At 63.2% G+C, this 24,510-nt stretch carries 23 protein-coding genes; 16 read left to right on the forward strand and 7 right to left on the reverse strand.

Features of this window, described 5'->3' with window-relative positions:
- Positions 1 to 17: 17 nt before the first annotated feature.
- Positions 18 to 971: a zinc ABC transporter substrate-binding protein gene (locus ACTYOL_RS00375; RefSeq protein ID WP_232233486.1), complete on the forward strand. Its 954-nt coding sequence runs from the start codon at positions 18 to 20 to the stop codon at positions 969 to 971.
- A 143-nt stretch (positions 972 to 1,114) separates the two neighbouring features.
- Here ACTYOL_RS00375 and ACTYOL_RS00380 read toward each other — a convergent pair whose 3' ends face one another.
- Positions 1,115 to 2,065 (reverse strand): homoserine kinase, encoded by a 951-nt coding sequence (locus ACTYOL_RS00380; RefSeq protein WP_153775018.1) that lies wholly within the window; start codon positions 2,063 to 2,065, stop codon positions 1,115 to 1,117.
- A 72-nt stretch (positions 2,066 to 2,137) separates the two neighbouring features.
- The gene (locus ACTYOL_RS00385; RefSeq protein ID WP_063542000.1) at positions 2,138 to 2,425 is read right to left on the reverse strand and encodes a DUF2782 domain-containing protein; all 288 of its coding nucleotides are present in this window, start codon (positions 2,423 to 2,425) and stop codon (positions 2,138 to 2,140) included.
- Positions 2,426 to 2,500: 75 nt separating this feature from the next.
- Here ACTYOL_RS00385 and polA point away from each other — a divergent pair, with 75 nt between their 5' ends.
- On the forward strand, positions 2,501 to 5,248 hold the full coding sequence (polA, locus tag ACTYOL_RS00390; protein WP_444757395.1) for a DNA polymerase I: 2,748 nt from the start codon (positions 2,501 to 2,503) through the stop codon (positions 5,246 to 5,248).
- A gap of 359 nt (positions 5,249 to 5,607) precedes the next feature.
- On the opposite strand, the gene yihA is transcribed toward polA, so the two are convergent.
- Entirely contained in the window at positions 5,608 to 6,240 is a 633-nt protein-coding gene (yihA, locus tag ACTYOL_RS00395) for a ribosome biogenesis GTP-binding protein YihA/YsxC (RefSeq protein WP_153775016.1), read from the reverse strand.
- A gap of 181 nt (positions 6,241 to 6,421) precedes the next feature.
- Here yihA and ACTYOL_RS00400 point away from each other — a divergent pair, with 181 nt between their 5' ends.
- The 8 genes from ACTYOL_RS00400 (at position 6,422) to ACTYOL_RS00435 (ending at position 14,215) form a co-directional block, all read left to right on the forward strand.
- Positions 6,422 to 6,724, forward strand: coding sequence for a c-type cytochrome (locus ACTYOL_RS00400; RefSeq protein ID WP_054893352.1), 303 nt, complete (start codon positions 6,422 to 6,424; stop codon positions 6,722 to 6,724).
- 31 nt (positions 6,725 to 6,755) lie between these two features.
- Entirely contained in the window at positions 6,756 to 7,373 is a 618-nt protein-coding gene (locus ACTYOL_RS00405; protein ID WP_054893351.1) for a c-type cytochrome, read from the forward strand.
- A 166-nt stretch (positions 7,374 to 7,539) separates the two neighbouring features.
- Positions 7,540 to 8,172: a thiol:disulfide interchange protein DsbA gene (gene dsbA / locus ACTYOL_RS00410; protein WP_054893350.1), complete on the forward strand. Its 633-nt coding sequence runs from the start codon at positions 7,540 to 7,542 to the stop codon at positions 8,170 to 8,172.
- Positions 8,173 to 8,183: 11 nt separating this feature from the next.
- Positions 8,184 to 9,038, forward strand: coding sequence for an endonuclease/exonuclease/phosphatase family protein (locus ACTYOL_RS00415; protein WP_063542008.1), 855 nt, complete (start codon positions 8,184 to 8,186; stop codon positions 9,036 to 9,038).
- Positions 9,039 to 9,117: 79 nt separating this feature from the next.
- Positions 9,118 to 11,175 carry a diguanylate cyclase gene (locus ACTYOL_RS00420; protein WP_444757396.1) on the forward strand — a complete coding sequence of 686 codons (2,058 nt, stop codon included), beginning with the start codon at positions 9,118 to 9,120 and terminating at the stop codon, positions 11,173 to 11,175.
- 119 nt (positions 11,176 to 11,294) lie between these two features.
- Entirely contained in the window at positions 11,295 to 11,660 is a 366-nt protein-coding gene (locus ACTYOL_RS00425; RefSeq protein ID WP_444757397.1) for a hypothetical protein, read from the forward strand.
- Positions 11,661 to 11,743: 83 nt separating this feature from the next.
- On the forward strand, positions 11,744 to 12,520 hold the full coding sequence (locus tag ACTYOL_RS00430) for an N-acetylmuramoyl-L-alanine amidase (protein ID WP_444757398.1): 777 nt from the start codon (positions 11,744 to 11,746) through the stop codon (positions 12,518 to 12,520).
- Between the two features lie 75 nt (positions 12,521 to 12,595).
- A complete protein-coding gene (locus tag ACTYOL_RS00435) occupies positions 12,596 to 14,215 on the forward strand; it encodes an EAL domain-containing protein (protein WP_197893390.1) in 1,620 nt (539 codons plus the stop codon).
- Between the two features lie 9 nt (positions 14,216 to 14,224).
- Here ACTYOL_RS00435 and ACTYOL_RS00440 read toward each other — a convergent pair whose 3' ends face one another.
- Both ACTYOL_RS00440 and algB read right to left on the reverse strand, forming a co-directional pair.
- Positions 14,225 to 15,991 carry a KinB sensor domain-containing domain gene (locus ACTYOL_RS00440; protein WP_197893391.1) on the reverse strand — a complete coding sequence of 589 codons (1,767 nt, stop codon included), beginning with the start codon at positions 15,989 to 15,991 and terminating at the stop codon, positions 14,225 to 14,227.
- Between the two features lie 8 nt (positions 15,992 to 15,999).
- Positions 16,000 to 17,346: a sigma-54-dependent response regulator transcription factor AlgB gene (gene algB, locus ACTYOL_RS00445; RefSeq protein WP_054893344.1), complete on the reverse strand. Its 1,347-nt coding sequence runs from the start codon at positions 17,344 to 17,346 to the stop codon at positions 16,000 to 16,002.
- 210 nt (positions 17,347 to 17,556) lie between these two features.
- Between algB and ACTYOL_RS00450 the strand changes: the two genes are divergently transcribed.
- From ACTYOL_RS00450 to ACTYOL_RS00475, 6 genes are all read left to right on the forward strand, one after another.
- Entirely contained in the window at positions 17,557 to 18,378 is an 822-nt protein-coding gene (locus ACTYOL_RS00450) for a BON domain-containing protein (protein WP_323453326.1), read from the forward strand.
- Positions 18,379 to 18,554: 176 nt separating this feature from the next.
- Positions 18,555 to 18,839: a hypothetical protein gene (locus ACTYOL_RS00455; protein ID WP_063542018.1), complete on the forward strand. Its 285-nt coding sequence runs from the start codon at positions 18,555 to 18,557 to the stop codon at positions 18,837 to 18,839.
- Positions 18,840 to 18,879: 40 nt separating this feature from the next.
- Positions 18,880 to 19,047, forward strand: a complete 168-nt coding sequence (locus ACTYOL_RS00460) for a DUF1328 domain-containing protein (protein ID WP_028695791.1) — start codon at positions 18,880 to 18,882, stop codon at positions 19,045 to 19,047.
- Complete coding sequence (locus ACTYOL_RS00465; RefSeq protein WP_063542020.1) at positions 19,044 to 19,514, forward strand: inhibitor of vertebrate lysozyme family protein; 471 nt, start codon at positions 19,044 to 19,046, stop codon at positions 19,512 to 19,514. Before ACTYOL_RS00460 ends, ACTYOL_RS00465 begins: the two co-directional genes overlap by 4 nt.
- A 738-nt stretch (positions 19,515 to 20,252) precedes the next feature.
- Positions 20,253 to 21,590, forward strand: coding sequence for a glutamate/aspartate:proton symporter GltP (gltP, locus tag ACTYOL_RS00470; RefSeq protein ID WP_054893340.1), 1,338 nt, complete (start codon positions 20,253 to 20,255; stop codon positions 21,588 to 21,590).
- A gap of 145 nt (positions 21,591 to 21,735) precedes the next feature.
- Positions 21,736 to 22,965 carry a nucleoside recognition domain-containing protein gene (locus tag ACTYOL_RS00475; RefSeq protein WP_054893339.1) on the forward strand — a complete coding sequence of 410 codons (1,230 nt, stop codon included), beginning with the start codon at positions 21,736 to 21,738 and terminating at the stop codon, positions 22,963 to 22,965.
- Here the strand turns inward: ACTYOL_RS00475 and ACTYOL_RS00480 are convergent.
- Together ACTYOL_RS00480 and ACTYOL_RS00485 are read right to left on the reverse strand one after the other, a co-directional pair.
- A complete protein-coding gene (locus tag ACTYOL_RS00480) occupies positions 22,947 to 23,573 on the reverse strand; it encodes an ABC-type transport auxiliary lipoprotein family protein (RefSeq protein WP_444757399.1) in 627 nt (208 codons plus the stop codon). The two genes, ACTYOL_RS00475 and ACTYOL_RS00480, sit on opposite strands and share 19 nt — an antisense overlap.
- A complete protein-coding gene (locus ACTYOL_RS00485; protein ID WP_444757400.1) occupies positions 23,570 to 24,508 on the reverse strand; it encodes an MlaD family protein in 939 nt (312 codons plus the stop codon). Before ACTYOL_RS00485 ends, ACTYOL_RS00480 begins: the two co-directional genes overlap by 4 nt.
- Positions 24,509 to 24,510: the final 2 nt, after the last annotated feature.

A 24,510-nucleotide genomic window follows, 5' to 3' on the forward strand; every position in this document is an offset into this window, starting at 1 on the left:
GGCGGCGACGGTTATCGATGGAGACGTTATTATGTTACCTGTTTCTGACGAGCCGAGTATCCACTGTGTCCCGATTCCTTGCTCTCTTTGTCGCTTTCATCACCTTCTCGGCCCAGGCCGACGTGCGTGTGCTGACCAGCATCAAGCCCCTGCAGCAGATCGCTGCCGCGGTTCAGGACGGTGTTGGCAGCCCCGAAGTGCTGCTGCCGCCCGGCGCCTCGCCGCACAACTACGCCTTGCGCCCGTCCGACGTACGGAAGGTGGGCGATGCCGACCTGCTGTACTGGATTGGCCCGGACATGGAGAGCTTCCTGCCGCGCGTGCTGAAAAACCGCAGCAAGCCGACCATCGCCGTGCAGACGTTGGCGGACATGAAGCTGCGTCGTTTTGGCGAGGACAGCCACTCGCATGAAGAAGACCACGACGATCACGACCATGACCACCAGCCGGGATCGCTCGATGCGCACCTGTGGCTGTCATCGGTCAATGCCCGGGTGATTTCGGCGAAAATGGCCGGCGACCTGGCGGCGGCGGATCCGGCCAATGCGGCGCGCTATCAGGCCAACCAGAAGGCCTTCGTCGAGCGCCTGGACGCGCTCGACCAGCGGATCAAGGCCCGTGTGGCTGGCATTGCCGGCAAGCCTTACTTCGTGTTCCACGAAGCGTTCGACTATTTCGAAGCCGAGTACGGGCTGCGTCATACCGGCGTGTTCAGCGTCGCCGCCGAAGTGCAGCCGGGTGCCCAGCATGTCGCGGCCATGCGCAAGCGTCTGCAGGAAGTTGGCCCGACCTGCGTGTTCAGCGAGCCGCCGATCCGCCCGCGCCTGGCCGAAACACTGGTGGCCGGGCTGCCGGTGACCTTGGCGGAGCTGGATGCACTGGGTGGGAACGATCCGGTGGATGGCAAGGGCTACGAGCGTTTGCTGGAGAAGCTGGGCAACGACCTGGTGGGTTGCCTGGAGCATCTCTAGCGGCTGACCCGGCCCTATCGCGGGGCAAGTCGCAGCGGCGAACCGTCGCTCCCACAGGTACGGCGCTGATTCTGGGTTCAGTGCCGTGCCTGTGGGAGCGGCGGTTCGCCGCTGCGACTTGTCCCGCGATAGGGCCGCGGCGCTTACAGCGCAAACGGCAACTTCAAAGCCACCTGCTGACGCTGCACCAAACGCACCTCGAACTCGCTCGGATCATGGATCGTCACGTCCATGCCGGCGAAGTCCCGCGCCGCGATCAGGCGCGACAGCCAGAAGCGTACGCAACCCACGCGCAGCATCACCTGCCACAGCGCTGCCTCGGCCGCAGTGAACGGCCGCAGCGCCGCGTACGCCCCCAGCAGCGCCTGGGCGCGCGGCAGATCGATGCCGCCGTCGGCGTCCAGGCACCAGTCGTTGATGGTGATGGCGATGTCATACAGCATCGGCCCGGAGCAGGCGTTGTAGAAATCGATCAGCCCGGTCAGGTGGGTGCCTTCGAACATCACGTTGTCGCGGAACAGGTCGGCGTGCAGGTTGGCCCTGGGCAGTGCCAGGATCTGCGCCTTGTGCGCGGCGATTTCGTCCAGTGCGGGTTGCAGCAGCTGCGCCTGTTCGGTGCTCAGGCCCGGCAGCAGGTCGGCGCCTGAGGCCAGCATCCAGTCCAGGCCCCGATCGGTTCGGCGCTCGATGATGCGCTCGCGGGTCGCCAGGTGGATATGCGCCAACAGCTCGCCAACCTGGGCGCAGTGCTGGTTGTTCGGTGCCTTGACGTGCTTGCCCGACAGCCGTGGCTGCAGCAGTGCCGGCTTGCCGCACAGTTCGCGCAGGCCCTTGCCGTCGCGATCGCGCACAGCGTAGGGAACGGGCATGTCGGCGTCATGCAGGACGTCGAGCAGTTCGATGAAGAACGGCATGTCTTCGGCCGGCCCCCGCTCGATCAGCGTCAGGACGAATTCCCCTTTTTCCAGGCTTACGAAGAAATTGCTGTTTTCGGTTCCGGCGGCAATGCCCTGGAAGTCGAGCAGACGGCCCAGCTCGTACGGCGCCAGAAAGGTTTCCAGCTCAGGCCGGGACACAGGGGTGAAGACTGACATGTTGAAAAGTTGCCCATACGGGCACCTCCTGGAGGAGGTGCCTGGTTGATAAGAACGATACGCGTTACTAGCTTACCATTCGAAGATTTTCCAGGACGGAATCAGCATGTCCGGCTGGTCGGATCGAATGAAATTGCCATCGGAGCCATCGGCGCGTACCAGGAAATAAGGCTTGCCGTTTTTCGGCGTGATCTTGATCGCATACAGGAAACCGTTCTGACGGTACTCCTGGATGGTTCTGTCGCCTTCCGTGCGAATGGTCACATCGGGATCTGCCGATGGGGCGTCGTCCGCCGCCAGCGTAACGACCGGCATGGTGGCCAGCAGGCTGAGCAGTAACAGGCGAATGGGTGTACGCATGATAACCTAAGTCCTTTTGTCGTCACTGATCCGGCTATTCTAGCTCCGGACCCGTCGAAAAGGTTGATTCTCCTCATGAGCCAAGCGCCTCTCGTCCTGGTGGACGGTTCGTCCTACCTCTACCGCGCCTTTCACGCCCTGCCGCCGCTGACCACCTCCAAAGGCATGCCCACCGGCGCGGTCAAGGGCGTGTTGAACATGCTCAAGAGCTTGCGCAAGCAGTACCCGGACAGCCTGTTCGCGGTGGTCTTCGACGCCAAGGGCGGCACTTTCCGCGACGCCATGTTCGCCGAGTACAAGGCCAACCGCCCGAGCATGCCCGACGATCTGCGTGTGCAGGTCGAACCGTTGCACGCCAGCGTCAGGGCCCTGGGCTACCCATTGCTGTGCGTCGAGGGTGTCGAGGCCGACGACGTGATCGGTACCCTGGCCCGTAGCAGTGCGGCAGCCGGGCGTCCGGTCATCATCTCGACCGGCGACAAGGACATGGCGCAACTGGTAGACGGCCACATCACCCTGGTCAACACCATGACCGGCACGGTGCTCGACGTGGCAGGCGTGCACGAGAAGTTTGGTGTTGGCCCTGAGCACATCATCGACTTCCTGGCCCTGATGGGTGACAAGGTCGACAACATCCCCGGTGTTCCGGGGGTCGGCGAGAAGACCGCAGTGGGCCTGTTGACCGGTATCGGTGGCGGTCTGCGTGACCTGTACGAGAACCTCGACAAGGTTCCGGGCCTGGCCATTCGCGGCGCCAAGACCCTGCCGGCCAAGCTCGAGGAGCACCGCGACGCGGCGTTCCTGTCGTATGAGCTGGCGACCATCAAGGTCGATGTCGAGCTGGATGTCCAAGTCGATGCCCTGATATGCGGCGAGCCGGACCGCGAAGCATTGCTGGCGCTGTACACCGAAATGGAGTTCAAGAGCTGGATCGCCGAGGTACAGCGCGACGCCGCCCGGGAGGGTGACACCATTGCTCCGGTCGAGGAGCCTGCTGCCCAGGTCGAGGCGAAATACGAAACCATCCTCGACCAGGCGCGCTTCGATGTCTGGCTCGAGAAGCTGCGCCAGGCGCCGCTGTTCGCCTTCGACACCGAGACCACCGGCCTGGATGCCCAGCGTGCGGAGCTGGTCGGCCTGTCGTTCGCGGTCGAGCCCCATGAAGCGGCCTATGTGCCGCTGGCCCACGACTACGAAGGTGCTCCTACGCAGCTGGACCGCGACGCGGTGCTAACGGCGCTCAAGCCGCTGCTGGAAGACCCGGCCAAGGCCAAGGTCGGGCAGAACGCCAAGTACGACATCAATATCCTGGCCAACGCTTCGCTGCCGATCCAGATGCGCGGCGTGGCCTATGACACCATGCTCGAGTCCTATGTGCTCGACTCTACTGCTACGCGTCACGACATGGACAGCCTTGCGCAGAAATACCTCGACCACAGCACCATTGCGTTCGAGGATATTGCTGGCAAGGGCGCCAAGCAGTTGACCTTCAACCAGATCCATCTGGACAAGGCTGGCCCGTACGCCGCGGAAGATGCCGACATCACCCTGCGCCTGCACCACGCACTGCAGGCACGCCTGGCGAAAACCCCCAGCGTGCAGCCGGTGCTGATGGATATCGAGATGCCGCTGGTGCCGGTGCTGGCCAGGATCGAGCGCCAGGGCGCGCTGGTCGACGCTGCGCTGCTCAAGGTGCAGAGCGGTGAGCTGGGCGTGAAGATGGCCGAGCTCGAACGTCGGGCGTTCGAGCTGGCGGGCGAGGAGTTCAATCTGGGCTCACCCAAGCAGCTGGGGGTGATCCTCTATGACAAGCTGGGCATGCCGGTACTGAGCAAGACCGCCAAGGGCCAGGCCTCCACGGCCGAAGCCGTGCTCGCGGACCTGGCCGCCGAAGGCTATCCGCTGCCAACGGTGCTGATGGAATACCGCTCGCTGAGCAAGCTCAAGAGTACCTACACCGACAAGCTGCCGGAGCAGATCAACCCGCGTACCGGTCGTATCCACACCTCCTACCAGCAGGCGGTGGCCGCCACCGGGCGCTTGTCGTCCAGCGACCCGAACCTGCAGAACATTCCGGTACGCACTCCCGAAGGCCGACGCATCCGCCAGGCCTTCGTCGCCAGCCCCGGCTACAAGCTGCTGGCCGCGGACTACTCGCAGATCGAACTGCGCATCATGGCCCACCTGGCCAAGGATGAAGGCCTGCTGCATGCCTTCCGCAATGACCTCGATGTGCACCGCGCAACGGCCGCGGAGGTATTCGGTGTGGCGCTGGAGGCGGTTACCAACGACCAGCGCCGCAGCGCCAAGGCCATCAACTTCGGCTTGATCTACGGCATGAGCGCCTTCGGTCTGGCGAAGCAGATCGGCGTCGACCGCAAGCAGTCGCAGGACTACATCGACCGTTACTTCGCCCGCTATCCCGGCGTGCTGGCCTACATGGAGCGCACCCGCACCCAGGCCGCCGAGCAAGGCTTCGTCGAGACGCTGTTCGGGCGGCGCCTGTATCTGCCGGACATCAATGCGAAGAACCCGGCCCTGCGCAAAGGCGCCGAACGCACCGCGATCAACGCGCCGATGCAGGGCACCGCGGCCGATATCGTCAAGCGCGCCATGGTCGCGGTAGACAACTGGCTGAACGACAGTGGCCTGGATGCACGGGTGATCCTGCAGGTGCACGACGAACTGGTGCTGGAGGTGCGTGAAGACCTGGTCGAACAGGTGAAGGCCGAAATTCGCCCCTACATGAGCAACGCCGCGCAGCTCGATGTGCCGCTGTTGGTCGAGGTCGGCGTTGGTTCGAATTGGGACGAAGCTCACTAAACGGCGTGGCGAAGAGGAGTAGGATCTGTGGCGTAGTGTCGCGGATCCGCAGGGTGGGCTCCTCGCCCCCGATTCTGAAGTTTCATGAAACTATCGCAAATAGTTTTCAAGGCTTCGGAACTAAACCGGTGAACCGGAACTCAAAGTAACTGAATGGCTGGTGAAGCCTTTCGATGCTCCTATGTTGTGTTAAGTGTTGGCAGATATCTGGACCCCGCCCTAGCGGTCCGGACTTGGACCCCGAACTTCCCCCTCCCCATATGAAGTCCGGGGTTTTTTTTGCCCGGAATTTGCCTCATGGCTGCTGGAGAAGCCTGCGGCAGCGGATCAGCCCGCCGCCACAGCGTGCAGGTGGATCTTCAAGCCACCGGCTTGTCTTCCAGCTCCATCCAGTGCGCCAAGACCCGATAGGCCTCTTCCAGCCCCTGGCGCTTGGGTGCCGAAAACAGCTGGATGGACGCCGCGTCGCCCCAGCCCTTGCGAATTTCCGACTGCACCTTGAGCAGGGTGTTCTTGCCCGCGCCGTGAGTGAGCTTGTCGGCCTTGGTCAGCAGGATGTGCATGGGCATGCCGCTGGCCTTGGCCCAGTCGAGCATCATCTTGTCGAAGTCGGTCATGGGGTGGCGCACGTCCATCAGCAGGATCACGCCGCGCAGGCACTCGCGCCCGCCCAGGTAGGCCTCCAGGTGTTTCTGCCAGTGCTGCTTGAGCGGAATCGGCACTTTCGCATAACCGTAACCTGGCAGGTCGACCAAACGCCGTTCATCGTCCAGACTGAAGAAATTCAACAGCTGGGTGCGCCCCGGGGTCTTGGAGGTACGCGCCAGGCTGGCATGGGTCAGGGTATTGAGGGCGCTGGACTTACCGGCGTTGGAGCGGCCGGCGAAAGCCACCTCGTAGCCCTGGTCTTCCGGGCATTGTTCGACCTTGGCAGCGCTGAGGGCGAATTTGGCTTTCTGGCAGAGGCCGAGGATGGGGTTCTTGACTTGCATGGGATATCCGATGTGGGTGTTGCCTGATCCAGGCCGCGTTTCCGTTTGGAGGGCGGAAGTATATAATGCCCCAGTTTTTGTGTGCTCATTCTCCCAGCGAAGGAGGACGAGCATGGGGTGTCGATCACTAGCTCGCGCATCAGAACGCAGCGCGGCCCCCAACCCTGTCAGGTCGTTCCGCATGGCGAAATGGCTGCTGGCGGTCGGTATGTTCCAGCCGTTTTTCAGCGCACAGGCTACACAGGATCCCGAGGCGTTGTACAACCGCACATGTGCGGCCTGTCACGCCGGTCAGCTGCCACAGGCCCCCAGGAAGGGCGATGCGGCGGCCTGGGAACCGAGGCTGGCGCGAGGTGTGGATGTACTGGTGGCGCATGTTACCCAGGGTTTCAAGGCTATGCCGCCGCGTGGATTGTGCATGGACTGCAGTGCCGAGGACTACCGATTGGTCATCCTTTGGATGAGTGGCAGTCCCGATACATAACATTTCACCCTTAGCCGTGTTGGATTAGCTGATGAACAAACTATTCGTGAGTCTGCTGTTGACCATGGGTGTCGCAGGTGCGGCCACTGCTGCCGACCCCATCAAAGGCGATGCCGCTGCCGGCCAGGCGAAGACTGCGGTCTGTGGTGCCTGCCATAACCCTGACGGCAACAGCCTGGCGCCGAACTTCCCGAAACTGGCCGGCCAAGGCCAGCGCTACCTTGAGAAGCAATTGCACGACATCAAGTCGGGCAAGCGCACGGTGCTGGAAATGACCGGCATGCTGGCCGCCTTCAATGACCAGGACCTGGCCGATATCGCCGCTTACTTCGCCAGCCAGAAAGGCAGTGTCGGCGCGGCAGATCCCAAGCTGGTCGAGCGTGGACGTGCGCTGTTCAACGGCGGTGACCTGGAGAAAGGCATGCCCGCCTGCACCGGTTGCCACTCCCCTAACGGCGCAGGCATCGCCCTTGCCGGCTTCCCTCACCTGAGCGGCCAGCACTCGCAGTATGTCAGCAAGCAGCTCACCGACTTCCGTGAAGGTAATCGCACCAACGATGGCGATGCCATGACCATGCGCACCATCGCCGGCAAGCTGAGCAACAAGGATATCGAGGCGTTGGCCAGCTATATCCAGGGGCTGCATTGAGGCGAGCGTTAACACTCGGTTAATGCAACATCGCTAAACATGAAAAGGGTGGCGTAGGCCGCCCTTTTTTATGGTCCCAGCCGTTACACTACAGAACTCGAGCCCTTCATGGCCTGTCACAGCATAGGTCGTGTCGAGGCGACCATTGATTGCTCAGGAGTAAAGCATGCGTAAACTGATTCTCAGCGCTGCGCTGGTCGCCGCCAGCGTATTCGGTATGGCCGCGGTGCAGGCCGCCGAGCCTGTGGCGGGCAAGGAATATATCGAGCTGAGCAACCCGGTCCCGGTCTCGCAGCCAGGCAAGATCGAAGTCGTCGAGCTGTTCTGGTACGGCTGCCCGCACTGCTACCACTTCGAACCCACCATCAATCCCTGGATCGACAAGCTGCCGGCCGACGTCAACTTCAAGCGCGTCCCGGCCATGTTCGGCGGCCCTTGGGATGCCCACGGCCAGATGTTCCTCACCCTCGAAGCCATGGGCGTCGAGCACAAGGTTCACGCCGCGGTCTTCGACGCCATCCAGAACCAGCGCAAGCGTCTGACCGACCCGAACGACATGGCTGAATTCCTCGCCACCCAAGGCGTGGACAAGGACAAGTTCCTCGCTACCTTCAACTCGTTCGCCATCAAGGGCCAGGTCAACCAGGCCAAGGAACTGGCGAAGAAGTACGAAATCACCGGCGTGCCGAGCATGGTGGTCAACGGCAAGTACCGCTTCGACCTGGGTACCGCTGGCGGGCCGGAAGGCGTCCTGAACGTTGCCGACCAACTGATCGCCAAGGAGCGTGCCGCTAAGTAAGCGGCGCAGCCATGGCCCGCTTGCGTACCACGCGAAGTGTTGGCCTGCATCAGCCGCGGGTCAACGAACATCATCTGCAGGCCCCAGGCCTGCCAGAGGATGGTCGCCTGCGGCTGCTCAGCTTCAATATCCAGGTCGGTATCAGCACCGAGCGCTACCGCCACTACCTGACCCGCAGCTGGCAGCACCTGCTGCCCCATACCGGGCGGGCCGGCAACCTGCAGAAGATCGGCGACCTGCTCGCTGATTTCGACCTGGTTGCCCTGCAGGAAGCCGACGGCGGCAGCCTGCGTTCGGGCTACGTCAACCAGGTCGAGCACCTGGCCCAGCTCGGTGCCTTCCCCTATTGGTATCAGCAGCTCAACCGCAATCTCGGGCGTTTCGCCCAGCACAGCAACGGCGTGCTCAGCCGGCTCAAGCCCCAGCACCTTGAAGATCATCCCCTGCCCGGTCCGGCCGGTCGTGGGGCGATCCTGGTGCGTTTCGGCGAGGGCGAGGACGCGCTGATCGTGGTGATGATGCACCTGGCGCTCGGCGCCAAGACCCGCGCCCTGCAACTGGGGTATATCCGTGAGCTGATCGGCGGCTATCGCCATCAGATCCTCATGGGCGACATGAACACCCACGCCAACGACCTGCTCGAGCGCTCGCCCCTGCGCGACCTCGGACTGATCGCCCCACAGGTCGAGGCGACCTTCCCCAGCTGGCGCCCGCAACGCTGCCTGGATCACATCCTGCTCAGCCCGAGCCTGACGCTTGAGCGGGTCGAGGTGCTGTCGCAGCCGATTTCCGACCACCTGCCTGTGGCGGTCGAGATCCGATTGCCGGATGCCTTGACTGTGGATACCCTGCCGGTCGTGCGCTGACACACTCAAGAGTTCGCGCTTCGCGCCGAAATCCAGTATTCACATACCCTCTGATGCTATTACCGTTGCGGATCCAGGCATGACCGACGAAGCCGAGCGCTGGAAAGAAAAGTATCTGAAAAGCATCGAACGGCAGGAGAAGCTCGAGCGTCGATGGGAAGCTCGCCTCGACCTGCTGCGCCGTGGCCTGGTCCGCAGCACGCTGGCCGCCGAGGGTAGCGACAAGGTCGTCGACCAGTGCATGAAGGAGATGCGCGAGGTCATCCGCAGTGACAGCATGGACGCGGGGCTCGCCGGGCTTATCCCACGGCTTGAAAAGGCCGTGCTCGAGTCGGAGCAGCGTCGCGAAACGCGGATGAACCAGGTCAGCGATGCGCTGACCTCGCTGGTTTCCCAGTTGCAGGGGCTTGAGCTGCCCGGCGACGTTGCCCGTCCGCTCAAGAAGTTGGCCAAGAAGCTCGACGGCGGTGTCAGCCAGTCGCGTGAGTTGCCGCCGCTGCTTGGCGAGCTCAGCGGTCTGCAGGGGCGCGCGCTGTCGTCGCTGCGCAAGGCGACCGAGGAGGCCCGGCCAGGCTTCCTGCAACGCTTGTTTGGCGGTCGCGAAGAGGGTGCTCAGGCCGAAGCGCCGGAGCCGGAGCACGAACCGGCACCCTCGCGCGCAACGTCACAGAGCCAGGCCGTCGAGCCAACGGGCGAACCGTTGCCTGCGCGCGAACCTGAGCCACGATCCCCAGCCCCAGCCCCAGCCCCAGCCCCGAGCCCAGCCTCTGCGGCACACAGCACGATCGATGCTGATGAACTGGAGCCTCTGCCTGCGGCGCCCCGCTCTGTCGAGCCTGCCCCCGAGGCTCCAGCGCCGGTTGCGCAATTGGCTGGTGCTGCCGAGACGGAGGGGCCAGTTGCCGAAGCCCGCGAGCCGGCGAGCATTGTCGAACCCGAGCCAGTCGCTCCCCCCGCCGAGTCCGAGCCTGTCGAGCCGGAGACCGCCGCCGACAGCACGCCAGCGGACGAAGCCCCCGCCACCGAGCCCCCGGAAGAACAACCGGCCGGTGAAGACGGCCCTTACGCCCTGCCTGATGCCGTCGAGCCGCCCTACAGCCAGGTCGCCGCGCACATCGAGGAAACCCTGATCGGCCTGCTCGACGACCTGAGCCTGCCGGAGCGCCACAAGGCCCAGGCCCTGGAAATGCGCGAGCGGGTGGCGCGCGGGCTGAACTGGTACGAGCTGATCCCGGTACTGGACGACCTGGCGGTGCTGATGCTGGCAATCAACGACAGCGGCCAGCATGAGTTCGAAGCCTATCTGCAGCAGATCAACGAACGCCTGGAGACCTTCCAGAGCCACCTGCAGGAGGCCAGCGAGGGGCACGCCGACAACAGCACTGCCGCTCGCGAGTTGGACAGTCAGCTGCGTGAACAGGTCGATGGCCTGCAAACCAGCGTCCAGGGCGCAGTGGACATCGACAGCCTCAAGCACCTGCTGGACCACCGGCTCGAGGGCCTGCTGGTCACCATGGATGACCACCAGCACGAACGCGATCGCCGTGAGCAGGAACTGGCCGGACGCCTGCAAGGCCTGGCCGAGCGAGTGGCGAGCATGGAGCAGGAGGCGCTTGGCTACCGTGAGCACCTGGAAGAACAGCGGCAGAAAGCACTGGTCGATCCGCTGACCGGGCTGCCCAATCGCGCCGCCTGGAGCGAACGGGTCGAGCGCGAGCTTGCCGACTGGCAGGAGAATGGCGGCCACCTGGCCATGGCCATCCTCGACCTCGATCATTTCAAACGCATCAACGACGGCTATGGCCACCTGGCCGGCGACAAGGTGCTGAAGATCGTTGCCGACCAGTTGCGCAAGCGCTTGCGCGGGCGCGACTTCATCGCCCGCTTTGGTGGCGAGGAGTTCGTCCTGCTGCTGCCCCAGACATCCCCTCCCGCAGCGCTGCAGGTCGCCGAAGCGCTGCGTGCGGCGATCGAGGCCTGCCCGTTTCACTTCAAGGGCGAGCGCGTGGTGATCACCACGTCCATCGGCGTCAGCGCCTTCCGCTCCGGCGAGCGTGGCGACCAGGTGCTCAAGCGTGCGGACGACGCGCTATACCGCGCCAAGGACCAGGGGCGCAATCGCGTCGAGCAGGGATAGATAAGTACCGCTACGCCCCTCCCGTTGCGTTCGACACTGGCCGGGCACTTAGCCTGTGCACATAAATCCGGACGTATGAGGAGCAGTCGATGGAATTGACAAGATGGAGCGTAGCGCTGGTGGCGGGCCTGACCTTGCAGGCAGGCGCCATGGCCAAGGATGTGATGCATACTGCCGATGTCGGCGCTGACGGCAAGGTATTGCGCCAGTCGTCCGAATGGATCTTGGAGATCGAGAAAACGGCGTTGGATAATTATTACGTGCAGTACAAGCTGGTGCTCAATCCACGCATCATTCAGCGGGACCCTGGTTTCTGTTCAGTGTCGGTGATCGATGCAAGCAGCTTCGACCGACAGCTGCATGGTCAGGCCAAGGTCATCGGAAAACCTGTCGCCGAGCATGTGAATGTCATGACACAGCTGGTGGACCTGACTGGGCCGAGCGGTAACAACTCATTGGCATTCCAGGTGATGTGCGTCCGCTGAGCGGGCATCGTTGGGGAATGGGTAATCAGCGATAGCACGTTATACTGTAGCGCTTATACCGACACATGACGTGCCTCTATCCGATGAAAACGTTCGCTACTGCCCTTCTCCTCATCCTGCTCGCCGGTTGCTCCAGCGGTCTGCGTGTCGACCGCAGCCATACTTCGGCGAACCAGGATAGTCGCATCCAGTTCGTCGTCCTGCACTACACCAACGCGTCGCTGGAGCGCTCGCTGGCGCTGCTGACCCATGGCGAGGTCAGCAGCCATTACCTGGTTGGCGACGGCAATGCCACGGTATACCAGCTGGTGGATGAAAGCCGCCGCTCCTGGCATGCCGGCGACAGTCAGTGGCAGGGCCGCACCTGGCTCAACTCGAGCTCGATCGGTATCGAGATCGTCAATCCCGGCTATACCGATACCCCCAGCGGACGTGTCTGGCACCCCTACAGCGAAGCGCAGATCGAGGCAGTGATCGCCTTGGTCAAGGATATCGTCCAGCGCTACAACATCCAGCCGCGCAACATCATTGGCCATAGCGACATCGCACCTTTGCGCAAGCTCGACCCGGGGCCGCTGTTCCCCTGGAAGCGCCTGGCTGACGCAGGCCTGGGGATCTGGCCGAACGCTGCCTCCGTGGCGCGCCAGCAGGTGTATTTCGAGGTCAATCCACCGAGCCCGCTCTGGTACCAGCAACAATTGGCCCGCTTCGGCTATGCCATCGAGCAGACTGGCGAGCTGGATGTCTCGACCCGCCATGTGATCGCCGCTTTCCAGATGCATTTCCGCGCGCAGCGCTTCGACGGCATGCCCGATGCGCAGACCGCGGCAATACTGCAGGTGCTCAACAGCATGCGGTAAATCAGGACCGCCTATCGCACCGCGCCAACTGTTCATCCAGTTGCTATACCTTTGGTATTCAACTGGATGCCGCGCATGTCTTCGCTGATCGCCTCTGTGCGCCAAATTTTCTACCGCCCCTGGCTGTTGGCCTCTCTGGTCGCGTTGGCCAGTGCTGCGCTGCTGCTGGCCGCCAGTGTCGGTGTCACCCTGCAGCAGATGAAACAGAGCGAAAGCGCGCAGATGAATGCCCGCGGCGAGCGTTTTCTCGAGCGCCTCGAGCAAGTGTTCGGCCAGTTGCGCGAGGGGGTCGACCAACTGCAGACGCTGCCGATGCGCGGCTGTGATGCAGCGATGCTGTCTGCACTGCGTCAGGTGGGCCTGAGCTACCGCTTTGTCTACGAGGCGGTCTATGTCGACGGAGACATCGCCTGCTCCAGCCGCGGTGGGGAGCAGGTCATGCGGCCCATGCGCGCACCCGACATCCAGGGGCCGACCTACAGTTACTGGCTGAACACCACCACCGAGCCGAACGAAAATCTCGCGGCGTTGATGCTGGGACGTGGCCATTTCCTGGTGTCCACCTCACGCGGCCACCTGACCGACGTGGTCGATCTCCCGCCCGGTGGCAGCCTGTTGGTAGTGCTCGACCGCGGCAGCCGGGCGATCCCGGTGCTGGGCCCTCCCCAGGCCTGGCCACCCGCGCCGGACTGGCCGCCACCGTCACGCAAGGCGCTGATCGAGCTCAGCGACCGCCTCGTCTACCGGATGCCGACCAAGTCACCGGACTACCAACTCGTCCTCATCGCCCCCCGTGCAAGCCTGCCGCTGAAGCTCAACGGCATGCTCTGGTTGTTGTTCCCCGGTAGCCTGCTGCTCGCCTGCTGCATCGGCTGGCTGGTGCTGCAACTGATCCTGCAGCGGCGCTCGATGAGCTCGGAGTTGCAGCAGGCGCTGCGCCGTGGCGAGCTGCAGGTGCTCTACCAACCGATCTTCGAACTGGACAGCCGCCGTTGTGTCGGCGCCGAAGCACTGGTGCGCTGGCGTCGACCGGATGGCAGCCTGACCAGCCCGGAGCTGTTCATCCCGCTTGCCGAGAACACCGGGCAGATCCGCCCGATCACCGACTTCGTCCTGCAGCGGGTACTGGAGCAACTGGGCCAGTTGTTGCGGGCCAATCGGCACTTGTACATCTCGGTGAACCTGGCAGCGTGCGATGTGATGGTGCCGCGTATCGGCCGGGTCGCAGCGCGGCTGCTGGCCCAGCATCGGGTGTCCGCAACGCAGATCGCATTCGAAGTGACCGAGCGCGGCCTGATCGATGTGGTGGTGGCCCGCGACAACCTGCAGGCGCTGCGATCGGTCGGGCATCAGGTACTGATCGATGATTTCGGCACTGGCTACTGCAGCCTGGCCTACCTGCAGACCCTGCCGGTCGATTGCCTGAAGATCGACAAGGCGTTCATCGACGCCCTGGGCCACGACGCCGCCAGCAGCGGCGTCGCCCCGCATATCATCCGCATGGCCCATGACCTGCACCTGCGGGTGATCGCCGAGGGGATCGAGTGCGAGGACCAGGCCGTGTTGCTCAACAGCGAAGGGGTCAACTATGGGCAGGGTTGGCTGTTCGCCCATCCGCTCAACGCCCGACAGTTCGCCGAGCTGATCACGCGCGGACGGCGGATGGGCGGGCGGCGAATCGATGATGAGCCTTGAACAGGCGCCTCAGACCGGCAGGGCCATGTAGAACTGCGTCCCCTGCCCCGGCCGAGAGAACACGCCCATGCGCCCGCCATGCAGTTGCACGATTTCCTTGCACAGGGCCAGACCCAGCCCCGCGCCACCCTTCTTGCGCCCCACCTGCACGAACGGCTCGAAGATTCGCCCCTGCTGGCCATAGGCAATGCCTTCGCCGTCGTCCTCGACGCTGATGATCACCCGCTCGGCATGCCGCCGTGCGTGCAGGCGAATGTGCCCGCCACTGGCGGTGTGGCGGATGGCGTTGTGCAGCAGGTTGTCCAGCACCCGGTCGATCTGCGCAAGGTCGACCTGGATGTGCGGCAAGGGAGGCTCCAGCTCGCTGACCAGTTCGATCTGCTTGTGCGCCGCCGACTCGGCGAAGCGTGCCCGGGCCCGTTCCAGCAGGTCATCGAGTGTGCAGGGCGCCAGTTCCAGTTTCTGCAGCCCGCTCTGGTAGCGAGAGAAATTGAGCAGGTCGTTGATCAGTTGGGTCAGACGCTGCATTTCTTCGCCGATGGTGTCGAGCAGATCGTTTTCCCGCGCTTCGGGCGGGAACGAGATCCGTTCGCGCAGCAGGCCGAAAGCCATATGCATGCCGGTGACCGGGGTGCGCAGCTCATGGGAGGCACGCAGGACGAACTCGCTGCGTACGCGCTCGAATGCACGCTGTTCGGTCACGTCATGCAACACCATCACCGCGCCGAGAATCGGCCCTTGCGGGTGGCTGACGGGTGTCAGGCTGAAGGTCAGCAGACGGGTCTCTTCGTCCACCTCGATGCTCAGGTCATCCGGTGGCCGGTCCAGGCTGCCGCCGCGTAGCACCTGGCGCATCTGTTGCTCGAGCTCCGGGCGGCTCAGGGCTTCGGCCAGACTGCTGCCGAGCCGCGAGGCATCCCAGCCCAACTGCCGTTGGGCCACGGGGTTGAGGTGTTCCAGGCGACCTTGGCGATCGATGATCAGCAGGCCATCGTCGATGCTGTCGAGCACGGCCTGCAGGCGCTGTTGGCCGGCCAGCAGCTCATCGACATTGGTGGCCTGGTGCTTGCGCAGGGCGTCGGCCATCAGGCCGAAACGGCGGGTCAATTGGTTGAGTTCGGTGGCTTGGGTCACAGGTAGGGTAACGTCGAAGTTGCCTTGGCCAACCTGGTCGGCTGCCTTGACCAGGGCCTCGATCGGCTGGCCGAAGCGACGCGCGATGTTATGCGCGGTGATGAAGCCCAGCACCACTACCGCCAGACCCATCAGGCCCAATGCACCGCTGACCAGCAGGGCATGGTCGCGAGCATGCTCTTCGCTGCGGGAAATGTGCTCCAGCGCCTGCTTGTGCGAGTCGATCAGGTCGGTACGGACCTGGTTGAACGCGGCGCCCAAAGGGTCGTCGACGCCCATGCTGCGCGACGGTGAGGTGCTGTCGCGATAGGCCTGGAGGAAGGTCTGGTAGTTGCTGCTGGCCTTGCTGAATCCGGTGCGTTCACCGCCCTGTTCGAGGCCTGCCACCAATAGCGCCTGGAAGTTTTCCTGCAGGCTTGCCAGGCTTTTCGGATCTGTATCTGGATCGAGTATCAGGTTCAACTGCTCGCCCAGGTTCTGCCGCAGCTTGAGCCCGACTTCCAGGGTATGGGTGGTGTCACGCACCAGCTTTTGCTGCACCGCTGCCATCTGCAGCACGCTGATCAGCCCCAGCAGCAACCCCAGCAACGCTACCGTCACCAGTGCCGAGATGCTCAGGAACAGCCGCGTACGCAGCTTCATGGGCCACTTCACAGGTTGTACTGCTTGCGCTTGCGGTACAGGGTGGAGGCATCGATACCGAGGGTCTTGGCGGCCTGGTCGAGGGTATCGCTGGCTGCCAGCACGGCACCGATGTGGGCGCGCTCCAGCTCATCGAGACTCAACGCTGCGCCAACCTTCGGAGCGTTGCCGGTGGGCTGCTCGCCCATCCCCAGGTGGCTGATTTCCACGCGCTCCTGCGGGCAGATGATGCTGGCGCGCTCCACCACGTTGCGCAGTTCGCGGATGTTGCCCGGCCAGCGGTAGTTGAGCAGTGCCGCACGGGCCTCGTCGCTGAATCCCCGCGCCGGGCGCGAATACTCCTTCACGAAACGGGCGAGGAAGCGATCGGCGAGCGTGAGGATGTCCTCGCTGCGCTCGCGCAGTGGCGGCAGGTGCAGGGTGATGACGTTGAGGCGGTACAGCAGGTCTTCACGGAAGCGGCTCTCGCGCACCATCTCCTCAAGGTTGAGGTTGGTTGCGGCGAGGATGCGAACGTCGGCCCGACGGGTGACCGGATCGCCGACCCTTTCGTATTCCTTGTCCTGGATGAAACGCAGCAGTTTTGGCTGCAGGGTCAGTGGGAAATCACCGATTTCGTCGAGGAACAGCGTGCCGCCGTCCGCCTGGCTGACCCGCCCGAGCGTGCTCTCGCTGGCGCCGGTGAAGGCGCCGCGGGTATGACCAAACAGTTCGCTTTCCATCAGCTCGGCGTTCAGCGAGGGGCAGTTGATGGTCACGCAGGCCTTGCGTGCGCGCTTGCTCCAGCCGTGAATGGCGCGTGCCAGTTCGCCCTTGCCGGTGCCGGACTCGCCCAGGATGAGGATATTGGCATCGGTGGTCGCCACCTGCCGCGCGGTTTCCAGCACCGCCATCATTTGCGGGCTGTGGGAGTCGAGACCGTCCTTGGGCTTGCGCACTTCACCTTCGAGCGCTTCCAGGCGCGCCGACAGTTGGCGCACCTCCAGTTGCTTGGCGGTGGCCAGGCGCAACTGGTCGGGGCTGCAGGGTTTGACCAGATAGTCGGCAGCGCCGGCCTGGATGGCATCCACTGCGGTATCGATCGCCGAGTGTGCAGTGACGATCACCACGCGCATCCAGGGCGCCTGGATGCGCATCTGGGCCAGCACGTCTAGGCCGTTGTCCTCTCCCAGGCGCAGGTCGAGGAAGCACAGATCGAACACCTGGCGTTGCAACAGGGTCTCTGCCTGAACGGCACTGTTGGCCGTGGCGACGCTGTAGCCCTCGTCTTCGAGGCAGTAACGGAAGGTGCGCAGGATCGCGGACTCGTCGTCCACCAGCAGAATGCGGCCTTGCTTGTCCTGGGCTGGTTCCATTTTTCCTGCGCTCCTATGGGATTGATCTCAGTTAGTGTCGGAAAAATCGGGCAAGTTGCATGGTCGATTCTGAAGGATTCCGTCCTGTGCATGCTAGCTGTTGCTCTGTTTATTGGCTAACAGATTGAAATAAATAGATTTTCCAGCATTCGTGACGCTGGCATGCAGGTTGCGAGGTTGGTTGGATTTGTTACGAAAAGGAGAAGTGCCATGCCTTTATTCCCACGTCATTGCGCCCTGGCTGCCGGCCTGCTGCTGGCAGTCGGTCCCGTTGTCGCCGACCCGTTGCAGGATGCACGGCTGGAGGGGGCCGTGCAGACTGCGGTTTCTCTCAACAAGGTACTCAATCCGTTCCGCATAGAGGTGCAGGTGGAGGGGCAGCAGGCCCGCCTCAGCGGTGAGGTGGAAAATCCTGTCGAGCGCGACCTGGCCGAGCGTGTCGCCTTGGCCACCCGCGGTATCGAGCGTGTGGATAACCGCCTGCAGGTCAATGCCGAGCTGGCGGAGCAGCCGCTTGAGCGGCGTGCCTACGCCCAACGCCTTGAGGACGCCACCTTGACCGCGATCATCCGCGCGCGCCTGCTCTGGAGCCGGGTGACGGAAAAGGCGCCAATCGAGGTCGAGAGCCGCGAGGGCGTGGTGACCATGCGCGGTCGCGTCGACAACGTCGAGGCCAAGGAGCTGGCCGGGGTCATCGCCCGTACCAGCGAGGGCGTGTACCTGGTGAACAACCTGATCAGCCTGGATTCCGCAGCCATGGCCCAGGCCCGTGAAAATCCGCCGACTGTTCCGGCAGGGCCGCAGCCCAGCGATGCCTGGATCATCGACAAGGTGCAAAGCAGCTTGCGCTACAGCCGTAATCTCGACGGGCCGAACATCAAGGTCGCGAGCCAGGAAGGCCTGGTGCGGCTGTCTGGCGAGGTGGTCAGCCAGGAGCAGAAGACCATCGCTGTGCAGATTGCGGGGCAGATCCTCGGAGTACGGGGCGTGGATGCCGACCTGCTGAAGGTGGCGAGCAAAGTGGAAGGTTGAATCGTGCAAAACGCACGGCCTGCAACAAGGCATCGTGCAGGATACGTTCTTGCTGTATTTTCTATTTGTGCATAACTAGCTGATTTATAAAGATTTTTTCGAGATGAAAAAGCTGGCATGCAGGCTGCAATAACTTCCTCAAGGTTTGGATAACAAATACAGCAGGAGGAGCCGGCATGAATCGCCAATCAGTCAACCGTTCGCAGGACGCAGCGCTGCCCGTGCATCAGTTTCTGTACCTGGCGATGGCACTGGTACTGACCCTTGCCGGCGGCCTGTTCTATCACAGCTGGCAGACCGCTCGCCTGGCCGACCAGGTAGCTGCTCAGACTGCGTTGTTGACGCAATTGAAGACGAATCACGCCACCACCCTGGTCAAGGCGGCACAGCCGCTGCCTTCGGCCAATGCTTCGCCGGCCACCCTGGAAAACATCGTTCCTCAGGAACGCTGGGTGTTCTAGTGCCACACCGACCCGATCCCGAAAAGAAAGGAGAAACACCATGCTGAGCTGGGCTATCACATTCCTGATCATCGCCATTGTCGCCGCAGTGCTGGGCTTCGGTGGTATCGCCGGCGCCGCAACTGGTATCGCGAAGATCCTGTTCATTGTCTTCCTGGTCCTGTTCGTCGCTTCCTTCTTCTTCGGACGCGGTAGAGGACGCCCATGAGCAGGATGCTCTTTAATGCCCTGGTCACCGCCCTGCTCGTGGGCGGTGGCTCGGCGGCGATGGCAGCCAATGACGGTCAGGTGCGGGCTAACCAGTTGCTGGGGTCGGACCCGGAATACCGCCAGACCTGGCAGAAGACCATAAAGAATGAAGAACGCCTGCCCGAGTGGGTGATCAACCTCAGCGGCAGCTCTGCGCAGCAGATGTCTGCGGTGACCGAGGACGGCGACAAGTATCTGGTCGGCCCTCTCTGCGAGTCGGACGACAACTGCACGTACAAGCGCCTGATCGTTGCGTTCAGCTGGGACAAGGATGAAGCCTACGGGATGCTCGTGGAGGTTCCCGAAGGTCTGCCCTCAGACAAGTCGCCGACCCGCCATGCGGATTATCGCTGGCTGGGCGAGCCGGATGACGGCATGAAGAAGCTGCTGCAGGAGCAGCTCAAGCGCGATCCGAACTGGTACTGACCTAGGGTCGCGCACCGTAATCGGATGGACGTTGAACGTATTTACCGTTGCGTCGTCCATGATGCGCCGCCTCGAGGAGAGGCAGCACATGACCAGGGGGCCGGGCTGTTCTGATCGCGTCAGGATCGGAGTGGCCTAGGGGTACAGGGAGTACCTCCGACGAGGGCCGGGTCAGGAGAGACAGCATCGGAAGATCCAGGTCAGTGGTGTCGGAAAAGGCACTAACACTCGACCTGGCTTCCGAAGCGTCCTTACAGAAATTTCCCTTCCAGAACGTACTTGTACGATTTTTCTCTCAAGACACATTTTGTCGTAACCGTATATCGAATTTTTTTCCCCTCGATTGCGCTGTGCGCAGGGTGTGTTTTCTCCCATTCGGATTGTCGAACAACCCTCCACCACCCTCGAACCGATCCAGTCGTTTCTGCCTAAAAATGGCGGTTTGGTCTTGTTCGGAAAACCGAACGCCTGGATTTTTTGGCCGCTGAATTGGCCGATTTGCTGTCTTTTACTATGCCGATTCGGCATGGGGTAGTCGTTTCCGGCATTAGACTGGCCCTGTCCACGTCGCAATAGTTGCCGCCTTTTTAGCTGGCCCGAGCGCTCGTTCGCTCGCTGGCGTTGACCTGAGAACAGGGTCGCCAGACGGAAGCCAATCGCTGCCCGTGACGTTGCCAAAGGCTCTGGGACGCGCTTTTCCGATCTGCTGGCCATGACCACTACAACAAAGGTAACGACATGAAGAAGGCAAAACTGAGCCTCGCCTGGCAGATCGTGATCGGTCTCGTCCTGGGCGTTGCAGTCGGCGCGCTACTGAATCATTTCAGTGCAGAAAAGGCATGGTGGATCAGCAACGTCCTCCAGCCCGCCGGCGACATCTTCATTCGCCTGATCAAGATGATCGTCGTCCCGATCGTGATTTCGTCGCTGATCGTGGGCATCGCCGGGGTTGGCGACGCGAAGAAACTGGGCAGCATCGGCCTGAAGACCATTCTCTACTTCGAAGTGGTGACCACCATCGCCATCGTCGTCGGTCTGGTACTGGCCAATGTGTTCCACCCAGGTGCCGGCATCGACATGAGCACCCTGGGCACCGTCGACATCTCCAAGTACCAGGCCACGGCGGCCGAGGTACAGCATGAGCATGCGTTCATCGAGACCCTGCTCAACCTGATCCCATCGAATATCTTCGCAGCGCTGATGCGTGGCGAGATGCTGCCGATCATCTTCTTCTCGGTCATGTTCGGCATGGGCCTCTCGAGCCTCAATGCCGACCTGCGCGAGCCGCTGGTGCGTACCTTCCAGGGTGTGTCGGAGACCATGTTCAAGGTCACCCACATGATCATGAACTACGCCCCGATCGGCGTATTCGCCCTGATCGCCGCGACCGTCGCCAACTTCGGCTTCGCCTCGCTGCTGCCGCTGGCCAAGCTGGTGCTGCTGGTGTACTTCGCCATCGCCTTCTTCGCCTTCATGGTGCTGGGCCTGGTGGCACGCGTGTTCGGCTTCTCGATCATCAAGATCATGCGCATCATGAAGGACGAGCTGATCCTCGCCTACTCCACCTCCAGCTCCGAGACCGTGCTGCCGCGCGTGATCGAGAAGATGGAGAAGTACGGTGCGCCGAAGTCGATCTGCTCCTTCGTGGTACCGACCGGCTACTCGTTCAACCTCGACGGTTCGACCCTGTACCAGAGCATCGCGGCGATCTTCATCGCCCAGCTGTACGGCATCGACCTGTCGATCAGCCAACAGCTGCTGCTGGTGCTGACCCTGATGGTCACCTCCAAGGGTATTGCCGGTGTGCCGGGCGTCTCCTTCGTGGTGCTGCTGGCGACCCTGGGCAGCGTGGGCATTCCGCTGGAAGGCCTGGCCTTCATCGCCGGTGTCGACCGCATCATGGACATGGCCCGTACCGCACTGAACGTGGTGGGCAACGCCCTGGCCGCCGTGGTGATCGCCAAGTGGCAAGGCATGTACGACAGCGCCAAGGGCGAGGCGTACTACAACTCGCTGTTCCAGGCCAACGGCAAGAAAAAAGAAGCTGTGGTGGCGGGCAAGACCGTCAACCAGTAAGCCTCTGGTTGCAAGCAAGAGCCCCGACCCGTCGGGGCTTTTTGCATTGTGGCGTCCGACACCACCCCTGTCGGCCGCTCTTGCAGGGATCGGATTCAGGGCGCCTTATGCGCTATCATTCGGGCATTTTTCAGGGGGATTGCAGATGCTCAACGGCCTCTGGCTCGGCTTTTTCGTGGTAGCGGCCATCTCCGCCCTGGCCCAGTGGCTGGTCGGTGGCAACGCGGGAATCTTCGCCGCGATGGTCGAGAGCATCTTCGCCATGGCCAAGCTGTCGGTCGAGGTCATGGTCCTGCTGTTCGGCACCCTCACCCTGTGGCTGGGCTTTCTCAAGATTGCCGAAAAGGCCGGTATCGTCGAGTGGCTGGCCAAGGTCCTCGGCCCGCTGTTCGCGCGTCTGATGCCGGAGGTGCCGCCTGGCCACCCTGCCCTGGGCCTGATCACCATGAACTTCGCTGCCAACGGCCTGGGCCTGGACAACGCCGCCACGCCCATCGGCCTGAAGGCCATGCGTGCGTTGCAGGAGCTCAACCCCAGCAGCACCACGGCGAGCAACGCGCAGATCCTGTTCCTGGTGCTCAACGCCTCGTCGCTGACCCTGCTGCCGGTCACCATCTTCATGTACCGCGCCCAGCAAGGCGCCCCCGACCCGACGCTGGTGTTCCTGCCCATCCTGCTGGCGACCAGCGTCTCGACCCTGGTCGGCCTGCTGTCGGTTGCCGTGATGCAGCGCCTGCGCCTGTGGGATCCGGTGGTGCTGGCCTACTTCATCCCCGGCGCCCTGCTGCTCGGTGGCTTCATGGCGTTTCTCGGCACGTTGTCGGCGGCTGCGTTGGCGAGCCTGTCGTCGATCCTTGGCAACCTGACGCTGTTCGGCGTGATCATGCTGTTTCTGGTGATCGGTGCGCTGCGCAAGGTGAAGGTCTACGAGGCCTTCGTCGAGGGCGCCAAAGAAGGCTTCGACGTCGCCAAGAGCCTGTTGCCCTATCTGGTCGCGATGCTGGTCGCAGTGGGTGTGCTGCGTGCCTCCGGGGCGCTGGAGCTGGCGCTGGGCGGCATCCGCCATGCGGTCGAGTGGATGGGCGTGGACAGCCGCTTCGTGGAAGGCCTGCCCACGGCACTGGTCAAGCCGTTCTCTGGCAGCGCGGCGCGGGCGATGCTGATCGAGACCATGCAGACCCACGGCGTCGACAGCTTCCCGGCGCTCGTGGCCGCGACCATTCAGGGCAGTACCGAAACCACCTTCTACGTGCTGGCGGTGTACTTCGGCGCCGTGGGCATCCAGCGCGTGCGCCACGCAGTGGGCTGCGCGCTGCTGGCCGAGCTTTCCGGGGTGATCGCGGCGATCTTCGTCTGCTACTGGTTCTTCGCCTGAGCCTGCATCCGTGAGGCCTGGGCGACTGTCCAGTCCACCACCTGGCGCGCGAGCTGGTCACTGGCAGCGCCAAAGCCGCTGACCACTGCCGGCACCTGCTTGTCGGCCAGCGGCTGGAGCACCTCGAAGCGTTGGCTGGCAAGGATGCGCTGGCTGCGCCCCTGCACCAGCCGCGCGTCGTAACGGATCAGCACCTGTACCCCGTCTTCGCGGTATTCGCTCTGGAACGCTTGCAGCTCACCCGCCAGCTCGTAGTCGGCCTGCAGGTTGCTGTCATCGGCGCTCAGGCGCTGCACCCGGCCGTCACGCTGGAAGGCATCGAGCAGGCGATTGCGCACCAGCAGTGGCACCGGATCGCTCCAGCGCGCGCCCTTGTAGCTGCTGATCACGTCGCCCTGCGCAATCACGGCGATGCGCGGCCCGGCCAGGACCTCGCTGGCCAGCGGCTTGTTCAGGCGCAGCGACCAATCCACGGGTGTCGCCGGGCGGCTCTGCTGGTTCACCGGCAGGCGATAGATATCGGTGGGCTCGGCCTGTGGCAGGATCGAGCAGGCGCTGGCCAGGCTCAGCAGGCTGCCTGCGGCGAGCAGGCGAAGGGACGGCCTCATGGCTGGAGCTCCTTGTTTGGGTCGCGGCCCAGCAGGTAGCCGCTGGGGTCGGCCTCCAGGCGCCGGGAGATGCCCTTGAGGGCATTGAGGGTTTCGCGCAGCTCGCGGATTGCCGGGGCCAGCTGATTCAGGCCTTGGGCGCCGTCGTCGAGCGCCTCGCGGTTGTTCTTGAGCAGGTCATTGATGGTCGCGGTGCTCTGAGCCAGCGACTGCATGGCCTGCTCCGCGCTGCCGAAGGCTTGCTTGCCCTCGCTGCCGAGCAGACCATTGGCGTTGCGCATCAGCGCCTGTGTCTCGGCCAGGGTGGCGCTGGCCTGTTTGCCGACCTGACCGAGTTGCTCGATGGCCTGGGCGATGCCGCCCTTCTGGCTGGCGAAGGCACCGGTGGTCTGTTCGAGGTTGGCCAGGGTGTTGCTCAGGCGCTCGATGTTGTTTTCCGAGAACATCTGGTTGGCGTTGTGCAGCAGCAGATTGATGTTGGTCACCAGGTCGCTGCTGTCGTTGAGCAGGCGTGAGATGGGCGACGGCGAGGCGACGATCACCGGCAACTGTCCGTCCTTGCCCTTGAGCGACGGGCTCTGCGGCGTGCCGCCGCTGAGCTGGATGAACGAGTTGCCGGTCACCCCGGCGAGCGTGAGCTTGGCCTGGGTGTCTTCCTTGACCGGTGTGTCGGCGCTCAGGCGGATGCGCGCCAGTACCCGGCGCGGGTCCTGCGGGTCGAGGCGCAAGGTGCTGACATCGCCGACCTTGATGCCGTTGTACTGCACCGCGCTTCCCCGGGACAGGCCCGAAACGGCCTCGTTGAACACCACTTCATAATCTTTGAAGGCATCGTCGACGCTGGATTTGGTCAGCCACAGGCCGAACAGCATGGCGCCGGCCACGACCAGCACGGTGACCAGTCCGATGAGGACGTGATGAGCTCGGGTTTCCATCG

Source organism: Pseudomonas sp. A014 (assembly GCF_052378495.1).
Classification (GTDB): domain Bacteria; phylum Pseudomonadota; class Gammaproteobacteria; order Pseudomonadales; family Pseudomonadaceae; genus Aquipseudomonas; species Aquipseudomonas machongensis.